At 69.0% G+C, this 15,884-nt stretch carries 12 protein-coding genes; 7 read left to right on the plus strand and 5 right to left on the minus strand.

Going from position 1 to position 15,884, the window contains the following annotated elements:
* Nucleotides 1-18: 18 nt before the first annotated feature.
* The 4 genes from ACTIGJ_RS14140 to ACTIGJ_RS14155 are packed head-to-tail and all read right to left on the minus strand — an operon-like array spanning nucleotide 19 to nucleotide 5,153.
* Nucleotides 19-1,890: a DUF885 domain-containing protein gene (locus tag ACTIGJ_RS14140; protein ID WP_439640969.1), complete on the minus strand. Its 1,872-nt coding sequence runs from the start codon at nucleotides 1,888-1,890 to the stop codon at nucleotides 19-21.
* A gap of 59 nt (nucleotides 1,891-1,949) precedes the next feature.
* Complete coding sequence (locus ACTIGJ_RS14145) at nucleotides 1,950-3,305, minus strand: sigma-54-dependent transcriptional regulator (RefSeq protein WP_439640970.1); 1,356 nt, start codon at nucleotides 3,303-3,305, stop codon at nucleotides 1,950-1,952.
* A 22-nt stretch (nucleotides 3,306-3,327) separates the two neighbouring features.
* Nucleotides 3,328-4,914 carry a sensor histidine kinase gene (locus ACTIGJ_RS14150; protein WP_439640971.1) on the minus strand — a complete coding sequence of 529 codons (1,587 nt, stop codon included), beginning with the start codon at nucleotides 4,912-4,914 and terminating at the stop codon, nucleotides 3,328-3,330.
* A gap of 26 nt (nucleotides 4,915-4,940) precedes the next feature.
* Nucleotides 4,941-5,153, minus strand: coding sequence for a hypothetical protein (locus ACTIGJ_RS14155; protein WP_439640972.1), 213 nt, complete (start codon nucleotides 5,151-5,153; stop codon nucleotides 4,941-4,943).
* Nucleotides 5,154-5,349: 196 nt separating this feature from the next.
* Between ACTIGJ_RS14155 and sucC the strand changes: the two genes are divergently transcribed.
* The 3 genes from sucC to ACTIGJ_RS14170 all read left to right on the plus strand — a co-directional run bounded on the left by sucC (nucleotide 5,350) and on the right by ACTIGJ_RS14170 (nucleotide 9,131).
* Entirely contained in the window at nucleotides 5,350-6,513 is a 1,164-nt protein-coding gene (gene sucC / locus ACTIGJ_RS14160; protein ID WP_439640973.1) for an ADP-forming succinate--CoA ligase subunit beta, read from the plus strand.
* Between the two features lie 23 nt (nucleotides 6,514-6,536).
* Nucleotides 6,537-7,409, plus strand: a complete 873-nt coding sequence (gene sucD, locus ACTIGJ_RS14165; protein WP_439640974.1) for a succinate--CoA ligase subunit alpha — start codon at nucleotides 6,537-6,539, stop codon at nucleotides 7,407-7,409.
* Between the two features lie 93 nt (nucleotides 7,410-7,502).
* Entirely contained in the window at nucleotides 7,503-9,131 is a 1,629-nt protein-coding gene (locus ACTIGJ_RS14170; protein ID WP_439640975.1) for an NAD+ synthase, read from the plus strand.
* A gap of 30 nt (nucleotides 9,132-9,161) precedes the next feature.
* On the opposite strand, the gene ACTIGJ_RS14175 is transcribed toward ACTIGJ_RS14170, so the two are convergent.
* On the minus strand, nucleotides 9,162-10,613 hold the full coding sequence (locus tag ACTIGJ_RS14175; protein WP_439640976.1) for an outer membrane protein assembly factor BamD: 1,452 nt from the start codon (nucleotides 10,611-10,613) through the stop codon (nucleotides 9,162-9,164).
* Nucleotides 10,614-10,721: 108 nt separating this feature from the next.
* On the opposite strand from ACTIGJ_RS14175, the gene rluD reads away from it, so the two are divergent.
* From rluD to ACTIGJ_RS14195, 4 genes are read left to right on the plus strand one after another with little or no spacing between them, the layout of a single operon-like run.
* Nucleotides 10,722-11,693 carry a 23S rRNA pseudouridine(1911/1915/1917) synthase RluD gene (gene rluD, locus ACTIGJ_RS14180; protein WP_439640977.1) on the plus strand — a complete coding sequence of 324 codons (972 nt, stop codon included), beginning with the start codon at nucleotides 10,722-10,724 and terminating at the stop codon, nucleotides 11,691-11,693.
* Nucleotides 11,690-12,433 (plus strand): peptidoglycan editing factor PgeF, encoded by a 744-nt coding sequence (gene pgeF / locus ACTIGJ_RS14185; RefSeq protein WP_439640978.1) that lies wholly within the window; start codon nucleotides 11,690-11,692, stop codon nucleotides 12,431-12,433. Before rluD ends, pgeF begins: the two co-directional genes overlap by 4 nt.
* Before the next feature lie 5 nt (nucleotides 12,434-12,438).
* Nucleotides 12,439-13,416: a WD40/YVTN/BNR-like repeat-containing protein gene (locus ACTIGJ_RS14190; protein WP_439640979.1), complete on the plus strand. Its 978-nt coding sequence runs from the start codon at nucleotides 12,439-12,441 to the stop codon at nucleotides 13,414-13,416.
* On the plus strand, nucleotides 13,413-15,875 hold the full coding sequence (locus ACTIGJ_RS14195; RefSeq protein WP_439640980.1) for a hypothetical protein: 2,463 nt from the start codon (nucleotides 13,413-13,415) through the stop codon (nucleotides 15,873-15,875). The genes ACTIGJ_RS14190 and ACTIGJ_RS14195 overlap by 4 nt, the downstream gene beginning before the upstream one ends.
* Nucleotides 15,876-15,884 lie beyond the last annotated feature (9 nt).

Consider the following 15,884-nt stretch of genomic DNA (forward strand, 5'->3'; position numbering starts at 1 on the left):
CGCCGGCCCGCTGCGGTTTCAGGGCGCCGGCGCGCCGCGCAGTTTCACCACCACGCCGCCTTGCCGCGCAGCGATCCAGGCGTCGATGTTGCGCTCCAGCATGTCGAGCGGAATCGCGCCGCTGCCGAGCACGGTGTCGTGGAAGCTGCGCAGGTCGAAGTTCGGGCCCAGCGCCGCTTCGGCACGGGCGCGCAGTTCCTTGATCTTCAGCTCGCCGATCTTGTAGGCCAGCGCCTGGCCGGGCCAGGCGATGTAGCGATCGATCTCGTTGACGATGTCCAGTTCGGCGCGCGGCGTGTTGGCCTTGAAGAAGTCGATCGCCTGCTGGCGGCTCCAGCCCTTCCAGTGCATGCCGGTGTCGACCACCAGCCGTACCGCGCGCCACATCTCGTAGGTCAGCTGGCCGAACTTGGAGTACGGGTCCTGGTACAGGCCGATCTCCGGGCCGAGGCTTTCGGCGTACAGCGCCCAGCCCTCGACGAACGCGGTGAAGGAAATCTGGCTGCGGAAGTCGGGCAGCGCGCCGCCGGCATCGGCCACCAGTTCCTGCTGCAGGGCAATCTGCAGATGGTGGCCGGGCACTGCTTCATGGGCGGTCAGCGCTTCCTGTTCCCATTTCGGCCGCGAACCCGGCTTGTAGAGGTTTGCGTAGAAATTGCCGGCCCGGCTGCCATCGGCAGCGCCCGGCTGGTAGTACGCGGTATGGGTGTCGGGCGCCTGCGCAGCCGGCACCGCGCGCACGCCGTAGGGCTGGCGCGGCAGCTTGCCGAACAGCTTCGGCAGTTCCGGGTCGATCCGCTTGGCGATGTCGCGATAGGCCAGCAGCAGCGCCGTACCGTCCTTGTGGAAGAACTTCGGGTCGCTGCGCAGATAGCCGAAGAACGACTTCAGGTTGCCGGCATAACCGACCGACTTGCGGATCGCTTCCATCTCGCCCCGGATACGCGCCACTTCGCGCAGGCCCAGCTCGTGGATCTCGTCCGGGCTCAAGTTGGTGGTGGTGCTGGCGCGGGCGGCAAAGGTGTAGGCATCGCGACCGTCGGTGATCGCCGCCAGGCCGATGCTGTCGCGGCAGTGCGGCAGATAGTCATCGACCACGTAGCGCCGCAGCTGCTGGTAGGCGGGCAGCAAGGATTCGCTGATCGCCGCCTGGGCCGACGCCCGCAGACGCGCCTGCTCGGCCGCCGGAATGCTGTCCGGCAGGTGCACGAACGGGGCGTAGAACGGACTGGCGTCCGGCTTGCGGACCAATTGACGGTCGATCTGCGCCGGCACGCGTTTGACGGTGATCGCCGGCGCGCTGCGGCCCTCGGCAAGACCGGTGCGCAGCAGTTCGATGGTCTGCTCGACCATCGGCGCGACGCCACGAATGCGGGCGATCCAGTGTTCATAGTCGGCCACCGTCGCCAGCTGCAGCAGCTCGGTCATCTGGTCGGCCAGCTGCGGGCCGCTCAGGTGGTGGAGCGACATCAGGAAGTTGCGGTAACGGTGATCCTCGATCTGCCGTTCGAGCTGCTGCCGGTAGAGATCGAAGTTCAGCTGGTCGGCCGGGCCCAGGCGTTCGCGGTCGATCTCCAGCAGCTTCAGCAGCGCGGCGGCATCGGCGCGGTGACGGGTCTCGATCGTCGCCAGGCTGTAGTCGCTCCAGCGGTCGTCGTAGCGGTGGTCGCCGAGCAGCGAGGCTTCCTCGGGGTTGTTGCGCAGCCAGCGTTGCCATTCCGCAGCGAGCAGCTCGGACAGCTGCTTCGCCGGATCGACATTGGCCGGCGGCGCCTTCAGGGCCAGCACGGCCGGCGGCACGGCGGCCACCGGCGGCTTGGCAGCCTTGCCGGCGCAGCCGCCGGCCAGCAGAGCCACGGCGAGGGCCGTGGTGTAGCGGATCGTCTTCACGTCATTCCCCAGTCAGGCGAGCGGCGGGCCGGGCGCGTTTCGGGCGCGCGGCCGCCGCCTCATTCGATGTTCAGTTTCTTGATCCGGTAGCGCAGCGAGCGAAACGTCATGCCCAGCAGCGCGGCGGCCCTTGTCTTGTTGTAGCGCGCCTTCTCCAGCGCTTCGATGATTGCGCGGCGCTCCAGCTCTTCCATCTGGCCTTCGAGGTCGCTGCCGGCGCTGCTACCGGCCGGCGCGGCGCTCGAAGGCACGGCTGCCGCCGCCGGCGCTGCCGGCAGGTCGCAGCGCAGGCGCAGATCGGCCACCGAGATGCGCTGGCCATCGCTGAGCGTCACCGCGCGTTCCAGCACGTTTTCCAGCTCGCGGACATTGCCGGGAAACGGGTAGTCGCGCAGCCGGGCCAGCGCGGCGTCATCGAGCTGCGGCGGCGGGTCGAGGCCGTTGTCGCGGGCCAGCCGGGCCAGGATCGCCTCGGCCAGCAGCGGGATGTCGTCCTGGCGGTCGCGCAGGCTCGGCGTGCGCACCTCGATGACGTTGAGCCGGTAGTAGAGATCCTGGCGGAAGCAGCCATCGGCGGTCAGCGCGGCGAGGTCCTTGTGGGTGGCCGAGATCACCCGGACATTGACCGACACCTCGGTTTCGCCGCCGACCGGCCGCACCGCGCGTTCCTGCAGCGCCCGCAGCAGCTTGACCTGCATGTGCAGCGGCAGGTCGCCGACCTCGTCGAGAAACAGCGTGCCGCCCTCGGCGGCCTGGAACAGCCCGGCCTTGTCGCGGCTGGCGCCGGTGAAGCTGCCTTTCAGGTGGCCGAAGAACTCGGACTCCATCAGCTCGGCCGGGATCGCGCCGCAGTTGACCGGCACGAACGGCGCATCGGCGCGCGGGCTGCGGCTGTGGATCAGGCGCGCGACCAGCTCCTTGCCGGTGCCCGATTCGCCGGTGATGTGCACCGGCGCCTGGCTGCGTGCCAGCCGCTCGACCAACGCCCGCAGCGCCTCGATCGCCGGCGTGCGGCCCAGCAGGCCACCGTCGTCGGCATCGGGGCTGGCGCGCAGCTTCAGCGCGGTGTCGACCAGCTTGCGCAGTTGGCCGAGATCGATCGGCTTGGAGACGAAATCGAAGGCGCCGGCCTTCAGGCTTTCGACCGCCGCCTGGGCGCTGCCGTAGGCGGTGATCACGGCGACCGGCAAGCCGGCGTGCTTCTTCTGGATCAGCGTCACCAGCTCGATGCCGTTGCCGTCCGGCAGCCGCATGTCGGTGAAGCAGAGATCGAAGCTGTGCTCGGCCAGCAGCGCGCGGGCCTCGCCCAGCGAACCGGCCGCCGCCGTGCGCAGGCCCATGCGCGACAGCGTGATCTCCAGCAGGGCGCGGATATCGGCTTCATCGTCAACGATCAGCGCCAGTGCTTTGCTCATGAAGCGATCGGATCGAAGAAGGTCAGCCGGCGAAGATCAGCCGGAAGCGGGTGCCCGTCTCGCTCGGCAGGTGCATGAGACGTGCTTGATTGTATTCACATATTTCCCTCGACAGATACAGTCCGAGGCCGGTCCCGCGACTGGCGGTGGTGAAGAACGGTTCGAACAGCTGTTCGCTGACCTGGGCGGGGATGCCGCTGCCGTCATCGCTGATGTCGAGATACGGCCGGTGGCCGGGGTTCATCCGGCCGGCGCTCAGCCGCACGGTCACCGCGCGGCCGTCGGCGGCACCGTGATCGAAACTGTTCTGCCAGAGGTTGTGCAGCACCTGCTGCAGCTGGTCGGGGTCGAAGCGCACGGTCAGCGCTTCGCTGACGCCCTCCACGGTCACCGTCCGCGCGCCGTCCGGGCAGCCTTCCGACCACACTGCGATGCAGCGCTGCAGGAACGCGCGCAGCGGCAGGGTGCGCGGCACGGCGGCCTCGCGGCGCGACAGCCGCAGCACGTCCTCGACGATCTTGTCGATGCGCGTGCTGTGGCGCTGGATCATCTCCAGCAGGCGCTGGTCCTCGGCCGGCAGGTCCGGCGATTCGGCCAGCAGCTGGCCGGCATGGCGGATCGCCGACAGCGGATTGCGGATCTCGTGGGCGATGCCGGCGGACAGCCGCCCGAGCGCCGCCAGCTTCAGCTGCTGCGCCTGTTCGCGAACCCGGGCGGCGTCATCGAGCAGCACCAGTACCGGCGCCCAGGCATTGAAGCCGAGGCGGGTGAAGCGCGGCAGCAGTTCCGGCCCGCCGATGCTCAGGCTGATCGGCTGCGGGCTGCGGTTCGGCGCTTCCTGCCACTGCTCGAGCGCGCCGTTGAGCGTCGGCAGCGCGCTGGCCAGCGGCCGGCCATCGAGCGCAGGGCTGGCCAGCAGCCGCCGCCCGGCGGCGTTCTGCACGCGCAGCCGGCGTTCCTCGTCGATCACCAGCACCGGCGTGTCCATGCTTTCGACGATCCGCTCGTTGAGCCGTGACAGGCTGGCCAGATCGCTGCCGAAGCGGGCGGCCAGCGCTTCGCTCCTGCGTGCCCGCTGGGCGACGGCGCCGGCGCCCAGCGAGGTGGCGAACAGCATCAGGCCGATCAGGCCGGCGTTGGTGATGTCGGCGGTCTCGAACTGCTGCTGCGATTGCCGCCACAGTTCCGCGCCGAACACCGCGAAGGTGCCGAGCGCGGCATGCAGCAGGCCGAGCCGGGGCGGCAGCACCAGGCTGCAGCCGACCGCCGGCGTGATCAGCAGCATGCCGAGGCCGGACGACACGCCGTTGGCGGCGTACATCATCGAGACGATCGCCAGCGTGTCGATGACGAACGAGAAATGCGCCTGCGTGCTCAGCGCCGGTTGCCGGGTCAGCGCCGCCGCCAGCAGCGCCACGGCCGGCAGCGTGTAGACCAGGACGATTGCGAAAAACTGGCCCGGATCGGCGTGATCGAAGAAATACGGCACCAGTTTGAAACCGTGGACCACCGCCAGCAGCGCTACCAGCACCAGCCGGTAGGCCGCCAGTGTGATCAGGATCCGCCAGTCTTCCGGATCGAGGAAATGGCTGCGCTCGCGGCTGTCCATGCGCCGTGTTCAGCTGCGGCGCGGACTCACGGCCGCTTCTGCTCGCAGGCTCCGCAGCGGCCCAGCGGCGACAGCGTCTGCACCGGCAGATAGACCCCGCAGCCCTCGCAGCGGGCGACCGTCTGCAGCGCGTCCTGAGGTGGGGTGCGGCTGCCGTTGCCCGTCTGCCAGCGGATGTAGGTCCGGTACAGCAGCCAGACCACGGCAGCGAGAAAGAACACCCGAATGAGTAGTGACATGTTGGTTTCGCTGATGATTGATTTCACGAAGTGTTTTTTCGTGAATGTCGTAAAAGTGTAGCGGTGCGAATGCTTTGCCTGCACCGGTGGATTCATGGAAAATGCGCGCGCTGCAAAAACCGTTGTATCAATTCCGCACAGGCATTGGCGCACAGTTGTACCAATGCAATCTGTCTTTATCACCCTTGGGGGCTGCATGAACCTGCACGAGTATCAGGCGAAGGAAGTTTTTGCGCGTTACGGAATCCCGGTGCCGCAGGGCGGCTTGGCGACCAGTCCGGAGCAGGCACGCGCGGTCGCCAAGCAGCTCGGCACCGAGAAGGTGGTGGTCAAGGCGCAGGTGCATGCCGGTGGTCGCGGCAAGGCCGGCGGCGTGAAACTGGTCAGCGGCGCCGATGCCGCCGAGGAAGCTGCGAAGGCGCTGCTCGGCAAGCATCTGGTCACCAAGCAGACCGACGCCAAGGGCCTGCCGATCAATACCGTGTGGGTTGAAAAGCCGTCCAACATCGCCCGTGAGCTGTACGTTTCGGCGCTGGTCGACCGTTCGACCGAGAAGGTCGTCGTGATGGCCTCGGCCGCCGGCGGCATGGACATCGAGGAAGTGGCCGAGCACACGCCGGAAAAGCTGAAGTCGGTGGTAGTCGATCCGGCTGCCGGCCTGCAGCCGTACCAGGCCCGCGAGCTGGGCTTCTTCATGGACCTGACCAAGGAGCAGGTCGACCAGTTCACCCGCATCCTGCAGGGCGTCTACCGCATCGTCGTCGAACTCGACGCCAGCATGGTCGAGATCAACCCGCTGATCGTCACCGCCGAAGGCAATGTCTTCGCGCTCGACGCCAAGCTGAACTTCGATGACAACGCGCTGTTCCGCCAGAAGGCGATCGCCGAGATGCGCGATCCGAGCCAGGAAGACGAGCGCGAGCGGGCCGCCTCGAAGTACGACCTGAACTACGTGACCCTGGAAGGCGACATCGGCTGCATGGTCAATGGCGCGGGTCTGGCGATGGCGACGATGGACATCGTCAAGCTGCACGGCGGCCAGCCGGCCAACTTCCTCGACGTCGGCGGCGGCACCACGGCCGAGAAGGTGACGGAAGCCTTCAAGCTGATCACCGCCAGCCCGGAAGTGAAGGCCATCTTCATCAACATCTTCGGCGGCATCGTCCGCTGCGACCTGATCGCCGAAGGCATCATCGCCGCGGTCAAGCAGGTCGGCCTGAAGATTCCGGTGATCGCGCGCCTGCAGGGCACCAACATGGAAAAGGGCCAGGCGCTGCTGCGTGAATCCGGCCTCGCCATCACGCCGATTTCCGATCTCACCGAGGCGGCCAAGGCCGTCGTTGCCGCCAGCAAGGCCTGAAGCCGAAGGATTACGAGACAGCAATGAGCATCCTGATCAACAAAGACACCAAGGTCATCTGCCAGGGCTTCACCGGCAAGCAGGGCACCTTCCACTCCGAACAGGCTATCGCCTACGGCACCAAGATGGTCGGCGGCGTGTCACCCGGCAAGGGCGGCACCACCCATCTGAGCCTGCCGGTGTTCAGCACCGCGCATGACGCGGTCAAGGCGACCGGCGCCGACGCGACGATGATCTACGTGCCGGCTCCGGGCGCGGCCGACGCGATCCTCGAAGCGGCGGATGCCGGCATCAAGGTCATCATCTGCATCACCGAAGGCATTCCGGTGATCGACATGGTCAAGGTCAAGGCCGCGCTGAAGGCCTACCCGGACGCCGTGCTGATCGGCCCGAACTGCCCCGGCGTGATCACCCCGGGCCAGTGCAAGATCGGCATCATGCCGGGACACATCCACAAGCCGGGCCGCATCGGCATCGTCTCGCGCTCGGGCACGCTGACCTACGAGACCGTGCACCAGACGACCCAGAACGGCCTCGGCCAGTCGACCTGCGTCGGCATCGGCGGCGACCCGGTGCGCGGCCTGGGCTTCATCGACGTGCTGAAGCGCTTCGAGGCTGATCCGGCAACCGACGGCATGATCATGGTCGGCGAAATCGGCGGTTCCTCGGAAGAAGAAGCGGCGGCCTACATCAAGGCGCACATCAAGAAGCCGGTGGTCGCCTACATCGCCGGCGTCACCGCCCCGGCCGGCAAGCGCATGGGCCATGCCGGCGCGATCATCGCTGGCGGCAAGGGTACGGCCGACGAAAAGTTCGCGGCGCTGGAAGCGGCGGGCGTGAAGACCGTCCGTTCGCCGGCCGATCTCGGCGCGGCGATGAAGTCGCTGCTGAAGTAAGCCCGCAGCCGTCGGGACGATCGGGAAGGGCGCGATTCGTCGCGCCCTTTCTCGTTTATCGTGGCCCGTCTTTCACGTGGATCCGAACAACCGATGAACAAGCCGCTGGTCCTTGCCGCCGCCCAGCTGAATCTCTGGGTCGGTGACCTCGACGGCAATGTCGCGAAGATCATCGCGTCGGCCGTCAAGGCGCGCGATGAACTGGGTGCCCAGCTGGTCGCGACGCCGGAACTCTCGCTGCTCGGCTATCCGCCCGATGACCTGCTGCTGCGCACCGCGCTGCCGCAGGCGATCGATGCCGCGCTGGCGCAGATCGCCGCCGCTTCGCAGGGCATTCATATCGTCGTCGGCCATCCCGAATGGGCCGATGGCCGAACCTACAACGCGGCGTCCGTCTATCGCGATGGCCGGCTCGTCGCCCGCGCCCGCAAGCAGCTGCTGCCGAACTACGGCGTGTTCGACGAGAAGCGCCACTTCGAACCCGGCGCGGCCGGCGCCACCGTGTTCGCGCTCGACGGCCTGCGGATCGGCCTGTGCATCTGCGAGGACATCTGGGGGCCGGTGCCGGCCGCGGCTGCGAAGGTCGCCGGTGCCGAACTGCTGCTGAACATCAACGCCTCGCCGTACCACGTCGGCAAGCCAGCCGAGCGTCTGGCCGTGCTGCGTCAGCGGGTGGCCGAGGTCGGCCTGCCGATCGTCTACGTCAACTGCACCGGCGGCCAGGACGAACTGGTGTTCGATGGCGACTCGATGGCGGTCGACGCCACCGGTGCGCCGCGCTTCCGGGCGCCGCTGTTCGAAGAAGGCGTGTATCCGATCGCGATCGACGCCGGCCAGCCACGCGGCGCGCTGCGCGCCGAGGTCTCGGTCGAAGCGGAGATCTACACCGGGCTGGTACAGGCCACGCGCGACTACGTGACCCGCAACGGCTTCCCCGGCGTGCTGCTGGGCTTGTCCGGCGGCATCGATTCGGCGCTGATCGCGGCGATCGCCGCCGATGCGCTCGGGCCGGACCAGGTCTGGGCGGTGTCACTGCCGTCGCGCTACACGCTCGACATGTCCAACGACGACGCCCGCATCGAGGCCGAGCGGCTCGGTATCCGTTATTCGGTGCTGCCGATCGAAAAGCCGTTCACCGCGTTCGGCGAGACGCTGGCGCCGCTGTTCGGCGACCGGCCGATCGACCTGACCGAGGAAAACATGCAGTCGCGCTCCAGAGGCGTGCTGCTGATGGCGCTGTCGAACAAGTTCGGCAGCGTGGTGCTGACCACCGGCAACAAGAGCGAGATGGCGGTCGGCTACGCGACGCTGTACGGCGACATGTGCGGCGGCTTCGCGCCGATCAAGGACGTCTACAAGACGCGCGTCTATGCCTTGTCGCGCTACCGGAACTCCCTGGCGCCGGCCGGCCAGCCGGTGATCCCGGAGCGGGTGATCGAACGCCCGCCGACCGCCGAGCTGCGGCCGGACCAGAAGGATTCCGATTCGCTGCCGCCGTACGAGGTGCTGGACCCGATTCTCGAGGCTTACGTCGAACAGTGCCGCTCGATTCCCGAGATCGTCGCGATGGGTTTCGAGGAGGCGACCGTACGCCGCGTGGCGAGCCTGGTGCGCCGTTCGGAGTACAAGCGCCGGCAGGCGCCGCCGGGGCCGAAGGTGACGCAGCGGGCGTTCGGGCGCGAGCGCCGCTACCCGATCACGGCGCGCTACGGCGACCTGTAGCGCCAGCGCCGCTCGCGCGGCGCGGCCGTTTTACTTGGCGGCAGCCGGCTCGGCCGGTGCGGTGTCCGGCTTTGCGGTGTCCGGCGTGCCGGTCGTGCGATCGGCAGCGGGTTCGGCTTTCTTGTCGCCGCCGATGGTGTAGCTCTTGTTCAGGAAGTCGAAAAGGCCGCCCCCTTCATCCTTCGGCGGCTCGGCCTTGGCGGCGTCGCCGCTGGCCGTTGTGGCGGCGACCGGTGCGCTGTCCGGCTTCGCCGCTGGCGCCGCGCCGCCATCCGAAAACACCGGCGGCACGTCGACCACCACCGGCTCGCCGGTGTAGGGCCCGGTGACCAGCGAGGCGTCGCCGACCGGATGCTTGGCCGCGTCCGCAGCCGGCGCCTTGCGGGCCTCGCCGCTCGTGCCGTCAGCCGCCTTCGCGGTCTTGTCGGCATCCAGCGTGTAGCTCTTGTTGAGCCCGTTCAGGAAGCCGGCGAGCTTGCCGAACAAGCCCTTCGGTTCTTCCTTCTGCGCTTCGGCAGGGCTGGCGGCGGCAGCAGCAGCCTGGGCAGGCGCCGTGTCGGCGGCCGGGGCCTGGGCGGTGGAGGCCGCCTCTTCGGGGAAGCCGATGCGGCTGCGCGGGCCCGGCTTGATCTTCGGCACGCCGGCCTGCCGGATCGCGTCCTGGTTGGCGGCGATGATCCGGTCGAGATCGGCGATCTGCGCGGTCTGGCCGAGCTGCTCGTAGCTCAGCCGGAGCAGCGACAGCGCCTCGACGGTGGCCGGTGCGCCAGGGTATTCGGCGATCAGGTTCTCGGCGCGCTTCGACACCGCGACCCAGGCCTGACGCTTGATGTAGAAGCGGACAATCGACAGCTCATGGCTGGCAATGCGGTTGCGCAGGTAGACCATCCGCTTGCGTGCATCGCCGGTATAGACGCTGTTCGGGTAGCGCTGCACCAGCACCGCGAAGTCCTCGTAGGCGCGGCGCTCGGCATTGACGTCCTTCTTGCTGCTGTCGATCGGCAGGAAGTCGCTGACCGATTCGGTGCGCGCGGCGTTGATCAGGCCCTTGAGGTACTGGACGTAGTCGGCGCTCTTGTGGCGCGGGTGCTCGCGCAGGAAGCGGTCGGCACCCAGCAGCGCCTCGTCCGGCTTGAAACTGCGATACTGCGCGAAGACCTTTTCAAGCTCCGCCTGGGTGGCGAACTCGGTGAACGGGTAGCGGGCGATCAGCTGCGTGAACTGGTCGACCGCTGCTTCGTAGTCGGTGTTCAGCAGCGACGAATGCGCCTTGGCGTAGGCCTTCATCGCCTGCTGACGGAGCACCGCCTCGGACTGCGGCACGCCGCCGGAGCCGACATCGGTGGGGGCCCGGAACGGGTTGTCGGGGTTGTCGCGCTTCTCCTTGGAAGCACAGCCGGCGGTGGCGGCAACGAGCGACAGCAGGCAGAGAACGCGCAGCGCGCGCGACGCGGAAGGACCGCGGAAGGAACGATTGATCATTACGCGGAGCATCAGCACGTTGAGTCAGAAAACGAGTATAGCCCATGGCTGCGGGCCCCAATTCCCGGCGGCCGCAGCGCCCGCGCAACGGCCGGGATACGGGTACCGATGAGCCGGATCGAGCAGGCGGAAGTCCCCGAACACCTCGATGGCCAGCGCTTGGACGCAGTGGCCGCCCAGTTGTTCCCGGCGTGGTCGCGGTCGCGGCTGAAGTCGTGGATCGACGATGGCGCGCTGACCGTCAACGGTGTCGCCGCCGAGAAATCCCGGCAGCCGGTGGCCACCGGTGACTGCCTGAGCCTGACCGCCGAGGAGTCTCCGCTGGCGGGCAATGATCGTCCGCAGGCGATCCCGCTGGACGTGGTGTTCGAGGACGACGACATCGCGGTGATCAACAAGCCGCCGGGCCTGACTGTGCACCCCGGTGCCGGGCAGAGCGATTCGACGATGCAGAACGCGCTGCTGCACCGCTTCCCGAAAACCGAGCTGCTGCCGCGCGCCGGGCTGGTCCACCGGCTCGACAAGGACACCAGCGGGCTGCTGATCGTCGGCCTGACGCTGACCGCCTACACGCGGCTGGTCAGCGACATGGCGGCGCGCGAGATCAACCGCGAATACGACGCGCTGGTCAACGGCGCGATGACCGCCGGCGGTACCGTCGATGCGCCGATCGGCCGCGATCCGCGCAACCGGCTGAAGATGGCCGTGGTCAGCGATGGCCGCCCGGCCGTCACCCATTACCGCGTGCAGGAACGCTTCCCGAACCACACCTTGCTGCGTGTGCGGCTGGAAACCGGCCGTACCCACCAGATCCGCGTGCACATGGCGCAGATCCTTCACCCGATCGTCGGCGACGCGGTTTACGGCGGCAAGGTGACGCGCGGCCGCAACATCGACGACACCCTGCGCGCCGCGCTGAACGGCTTTCCCCGGCAGGCGCTGCACGCCCGCGAGCTGCGGCTGGAACATCCGGTGACCGGCGAGGAACTGGAATTCAGTGCCGAGCCGCCGGCCGACATGCTGCGACTGCTGGACCGGCTGCGCGCCGATGTCCAGCTGCGCGCGGCCGCGGCGCGATGAACCTGCAGCCGATCATTCCGGACTGGCCGGCTCCACCGGCCGTCCGCGCCGCCTTCACTACGCGCGCGGGCGGCGTCAGCACGGCCGCCCACGCCGGCCTGAACCTCGGTCGCCACTGCGGCGACGATGTCGAGGCGGTGGCCGAGAACCACCGGCTGCTGGCTTCGGCGCTGCGGCTGCCGCAGACCCCGGGCTGGCTGCGCCAGGTGCACGGCACGCAGGTGATCGAATGGCCGCAGGCGCGGGTCGAGCCGGAGGCCGATGCGGCATTCACCCGGCAGCCCGGCGTGGTCTGCGCCGTACAGGCTGCCGACTGCCTGCCGGTGCTGTTGTGCGCCGATGACGGCTCGCGGGTGGCCGCCGCCCATGCGGGCTGGCGCGGCCTGTGCAGCGGCGTGCTGGAGCGCACGGTCGCCGCGCTTGACTGCGATCCGGCGCGGCTGCTGGCCTGGCTCGGGCCGGCGATCGGCCCGGAGGCCTTCGAGGTCGGCGACGAAGTGCGGGCCGCCTTCGTCGCAGCCGATCCCGCCGCCGCTGCCTGCTTCCGGCCGGGCAATGCGCCGCGCAAGCATTACGGCGACCTGTTCGCGCTGGCCCGGCAACGGCTGGCGGCAGCAGGCTTGTGCCGTGTCTACGGTGGTGGCATCAGCACTCACGCCGATCCGGCACGTTTCTACTCGTTTCGCCGCGACGGCATCTGTGGCCGGATGGCGGCCCTGATCTGGATCGATCCCCACTGATGCCGATGCCGAATCTGGCTCGACTGTCGTGCGCGCTGCTGGTCGGCGCGCTGTTCATGCTGCCGTCGCTGCGGGCGGCGCCGGCCGCCATCGCGCCACGTCCGGCGCTGATGGCGCCGCGGGCGGCCAGCAGCCTGATGCTGGATGTGGCGCAGGTCGGGTCCGGCTATGTCGCGGTCGGCGAACGTGGCCAGATCCTGCGTTCGGCCGATGGCAAGAAATGGCAGCAGGTTCCGGTGCCGGTCCGTGCCGCGTTGACCGCCATCAGCTTCGTCGATGCCCGCAACGGCTGGGCGGTCGGCCATGACGCGGTGATCCTGTCGACCCGCAACGGCGGAGCCAGCTGGGCGCTGCAGCAGTTCGAACCGGAGATCGAGAAGCCGCTGCTCGACGTGCTGTTCATCGATGGTCGGCGCGGCTTCGCGGTCGGCGCTTTCGGCCTGTTTCTGCGTACGGTCGATGGCGGTGCCAGCTGGTCGCCGGTCAATGCCCCGGTGGTCGACGAGGACGAGCTGAACCTGCATGCGATCGTCAGGCTCGGCAACGACGACCTGCTGATCGTCGGCGAGCAGGGCCGGCTGCTGCTGTCGACCGATGCCGGCCGCAGCTGGTCGAAGCAGGTCTCGCCGATGGAAGCCACGGTGTTCGCTGCCGCCGCCTACGGCAGCAGCGGTGCGCTGATCTGCGGGCTGCGTGGTCAGGCCTGGCTCAGCAAGGCGGTGCGTGACGGCGGCTGGCAGGCGATCGCCACCGGGTCCGGCCAGGCGCTGCACGCCTGCGCGGTGTTCGGTCGCAGTCAGGCGTTGCTGGCCGGGGCCGAAGGTACGGTGCTGCTGGCCGATCTCGCCAGGCGCCAGGCGCAGCGGCTGAAAAGCCCGGCGGCGGGCACCTGGTCGGCGATCGCGGTCGGCGACGGCAGCGACGCCGCCGTGCTGGCCGGCGAGCGCGGCCTGCATCTGCTCAAGCGGCCGTCCGGCTCATGAGTACCCGACCGCGCAGACGCGCTGGCGCCCGGCTGAAGTCGGCGCTGGAATCGATGATCTTCGCCCACCGCCGGCTGCTGCTGGCGGTGCTGCTCGCGATCACCCTGCTGCTTGCCGAGCAGGCGTCACGACTGACGCTCGAAGCAGGTTTCGACCGCGCCCAGCCGGTGCGCCATCCCTACAGCCAGGTCGACCTTCGCCATCGCGATGTCTTCGATGGCGCCAATCCGGTCCGCATCGCCGTGCTGCGCAGCGAGGGCGATCTCTACGACCCGGTGTTCCTGATGCGCGTCAAGGCGCTGACCGATGGCCTGGCCGCACTGCCCGGCATTGATCGCCGCCATCTGCGCTCGCTGTTCACGCCGGAAGTCCGCTACGTCGAGGTGGTTGAAGGGCGCTATTTCGGCGGCAGCGTGGTGCCGGCGGAGTTCGATCCTGAGCACGCCACGCCGGCCGAGCTGGCGCGGCTGCGCCGCAACGTTGCCAAGGCCGGCATCACCGGCCGCTACGTCAGCGCCGATCGGCGCGGCGTGCTGATCGAAGCGGCCTGGCTGGCACGCGATCCCGAGACCGGGCAGCCGTTCGACCAGCACCAGATCATGCAGGGCATCGGCGATGTGCTGCGGGCCGCGCGGGCCACCAGCGGCGGCGACTTCAGCGTCCACGTCAGCGGGGCGCCGGCGCTGGCCCGTGCGCTGGCCGAGGAAGTGCCGCAAGCCTGGTTGGTCGCGGCATGCGGGCTGCTGCTCAGCGCGGCGCTGCTGGTGTTCATGATCGGCGCGGCGCGGGTGGCGACCATCAGCCTCTGCTGCCTGGTGATCCAGATGATCTGGCAGCTCGGCCTGATCCAGCTGACCAGTCTGCGGCTCGATCCGGATGCCGCCTGGGCGCTGGCAGTGACGGCGACGGCCGGTCTGCTGTCGATGGCGCAGTTCGGTCTGCGCTGGCTCGACAACTCCGCCGACGGCGGCCACGCCGGTTTCAGCGCCAGCCTGCGCAGCTGGCATCAGCTGGCCTGGCCGCTGGCCGTGGTGCTGCTGACCGCAACCGCCGCTGCTGCTGCGCTGGCGCTGATCAGCGATGTGCCGCTGATCCGGCAGATCGCCGTGGTGACTGCGCTGGGTCTGCTGGCGGCCTTGCCGATCACGCTGCTGGCGCTGCCGATCCTGCTGAGCTGGACCGGCACGGCGCGCATCGGCTGGCGGCTGGCGGACTGGTTCGACGCCCGGCTGGCCAGCCTCGGCCATCTGGCGCGGCCGTGGCTGGGCCTGTTCGTGATGGTCGCCGTCGGCGCGCTGGCTGGCGTCAGCGGCTGGCTGCAGCGCGATCAGCCGGTGGAGCCGGCGGCCACCGATCTGGCTCGCCTGTCGCCAGCCAATCCGGCCAAGGCCGATGGCGCCAAGCTGGCGGCCGCGTTCCCGCGCAACGTGCGCGAGTTCCGGGTGATCGTCGAAGCCGATCCGGATGCCTGCACCGATCCGGACGTGATGGAACAGGTCGATCGGCTGGTCTGGCAGCTGGAGAACCTGCCGATGGTCACCGGCAGCACTGCGCTGCCGCAGGCGCAGCGGCGGGTGCTGACGGCCTTCGCCGACGGCTCCCCGAAGTTCCGCGTGCTGCCGCGCAATCGCGAAACCCTGCGCCAGGCGATGGCGCCGATCAGCGCCGATACCGGTCTGCATGCCGATGGCTGCGCGACCCTGCCGATTTCCCTGTACTTGTCGCGGCGCGACGCCGAATCGCTGCTGGCGGTCGCCAACGAAGTCGAGCGTTTCAACACCGCCAATGCAGCGGAATTCTTCGACAGCCATCGCGATGTCGATGCCGCCTACTGCGCCGAACAGCGCCGTCTGCGGCCGCTGGGTCCGCTGCCGGAGCCGATGCGCCGCAGCTGTCCGGTCGAAGGTCAGCTGGCGGCCGGGCCGCTTGGTGCCAGCCTTGCGCGGCAGCAGGCGCTGCTGGCGTTCCGGGGACCGGCGGCGCTGGTGCTGGCGGCGGCGCTGGCCGCCGGTTGCTGGCTGCTGCTCGGCGATGCGCTGGCGACCGTGGCCGTGCTGCTGCCGCTCGCCTTGGCCGGCTGGATCGGCCTGGGCCTGATGGCCATCAGCGGGCTGGCGCTGACCCAGCTGACGCTGACGCTGTGGCTGATGTGCCTGGCGGCCGGGCTGGTCGGCCATCTGCTGATCGTCCGCCATCTGCACGATCGGCTGAAGGCCGGCCATCCGCTGATGGCGGCGCTGCGTGCGGCGATGGTTGCGCACGGCCGCATCCTGCTGGTGGCGCTGGCGATGGCGGCCGGCTTCGCGCTGTGGATCCTGGCCGATTACCCGGCGCAGCGTGGCGCCGGCAAGCTGCTGGCGATCGGCTGGTCGGTGATCGCGGTGTCCGGCCTGCTGGTGCTGCCGGCATTCGCCAGCCTGCTGCTGGCCGGTGCGCCGGCCCGGGCCGGACGCGACTGAAGCGCAACG

This window comes from Nevskia sp. (genome assembly GCF_051860985.1).
In the GTDB taxonomy this organism is placed as follows: Bacteria; Pseudomonadota; Gammaproteobacteria; order Nevskiales; family Nevskiaceae; genus Nevskia.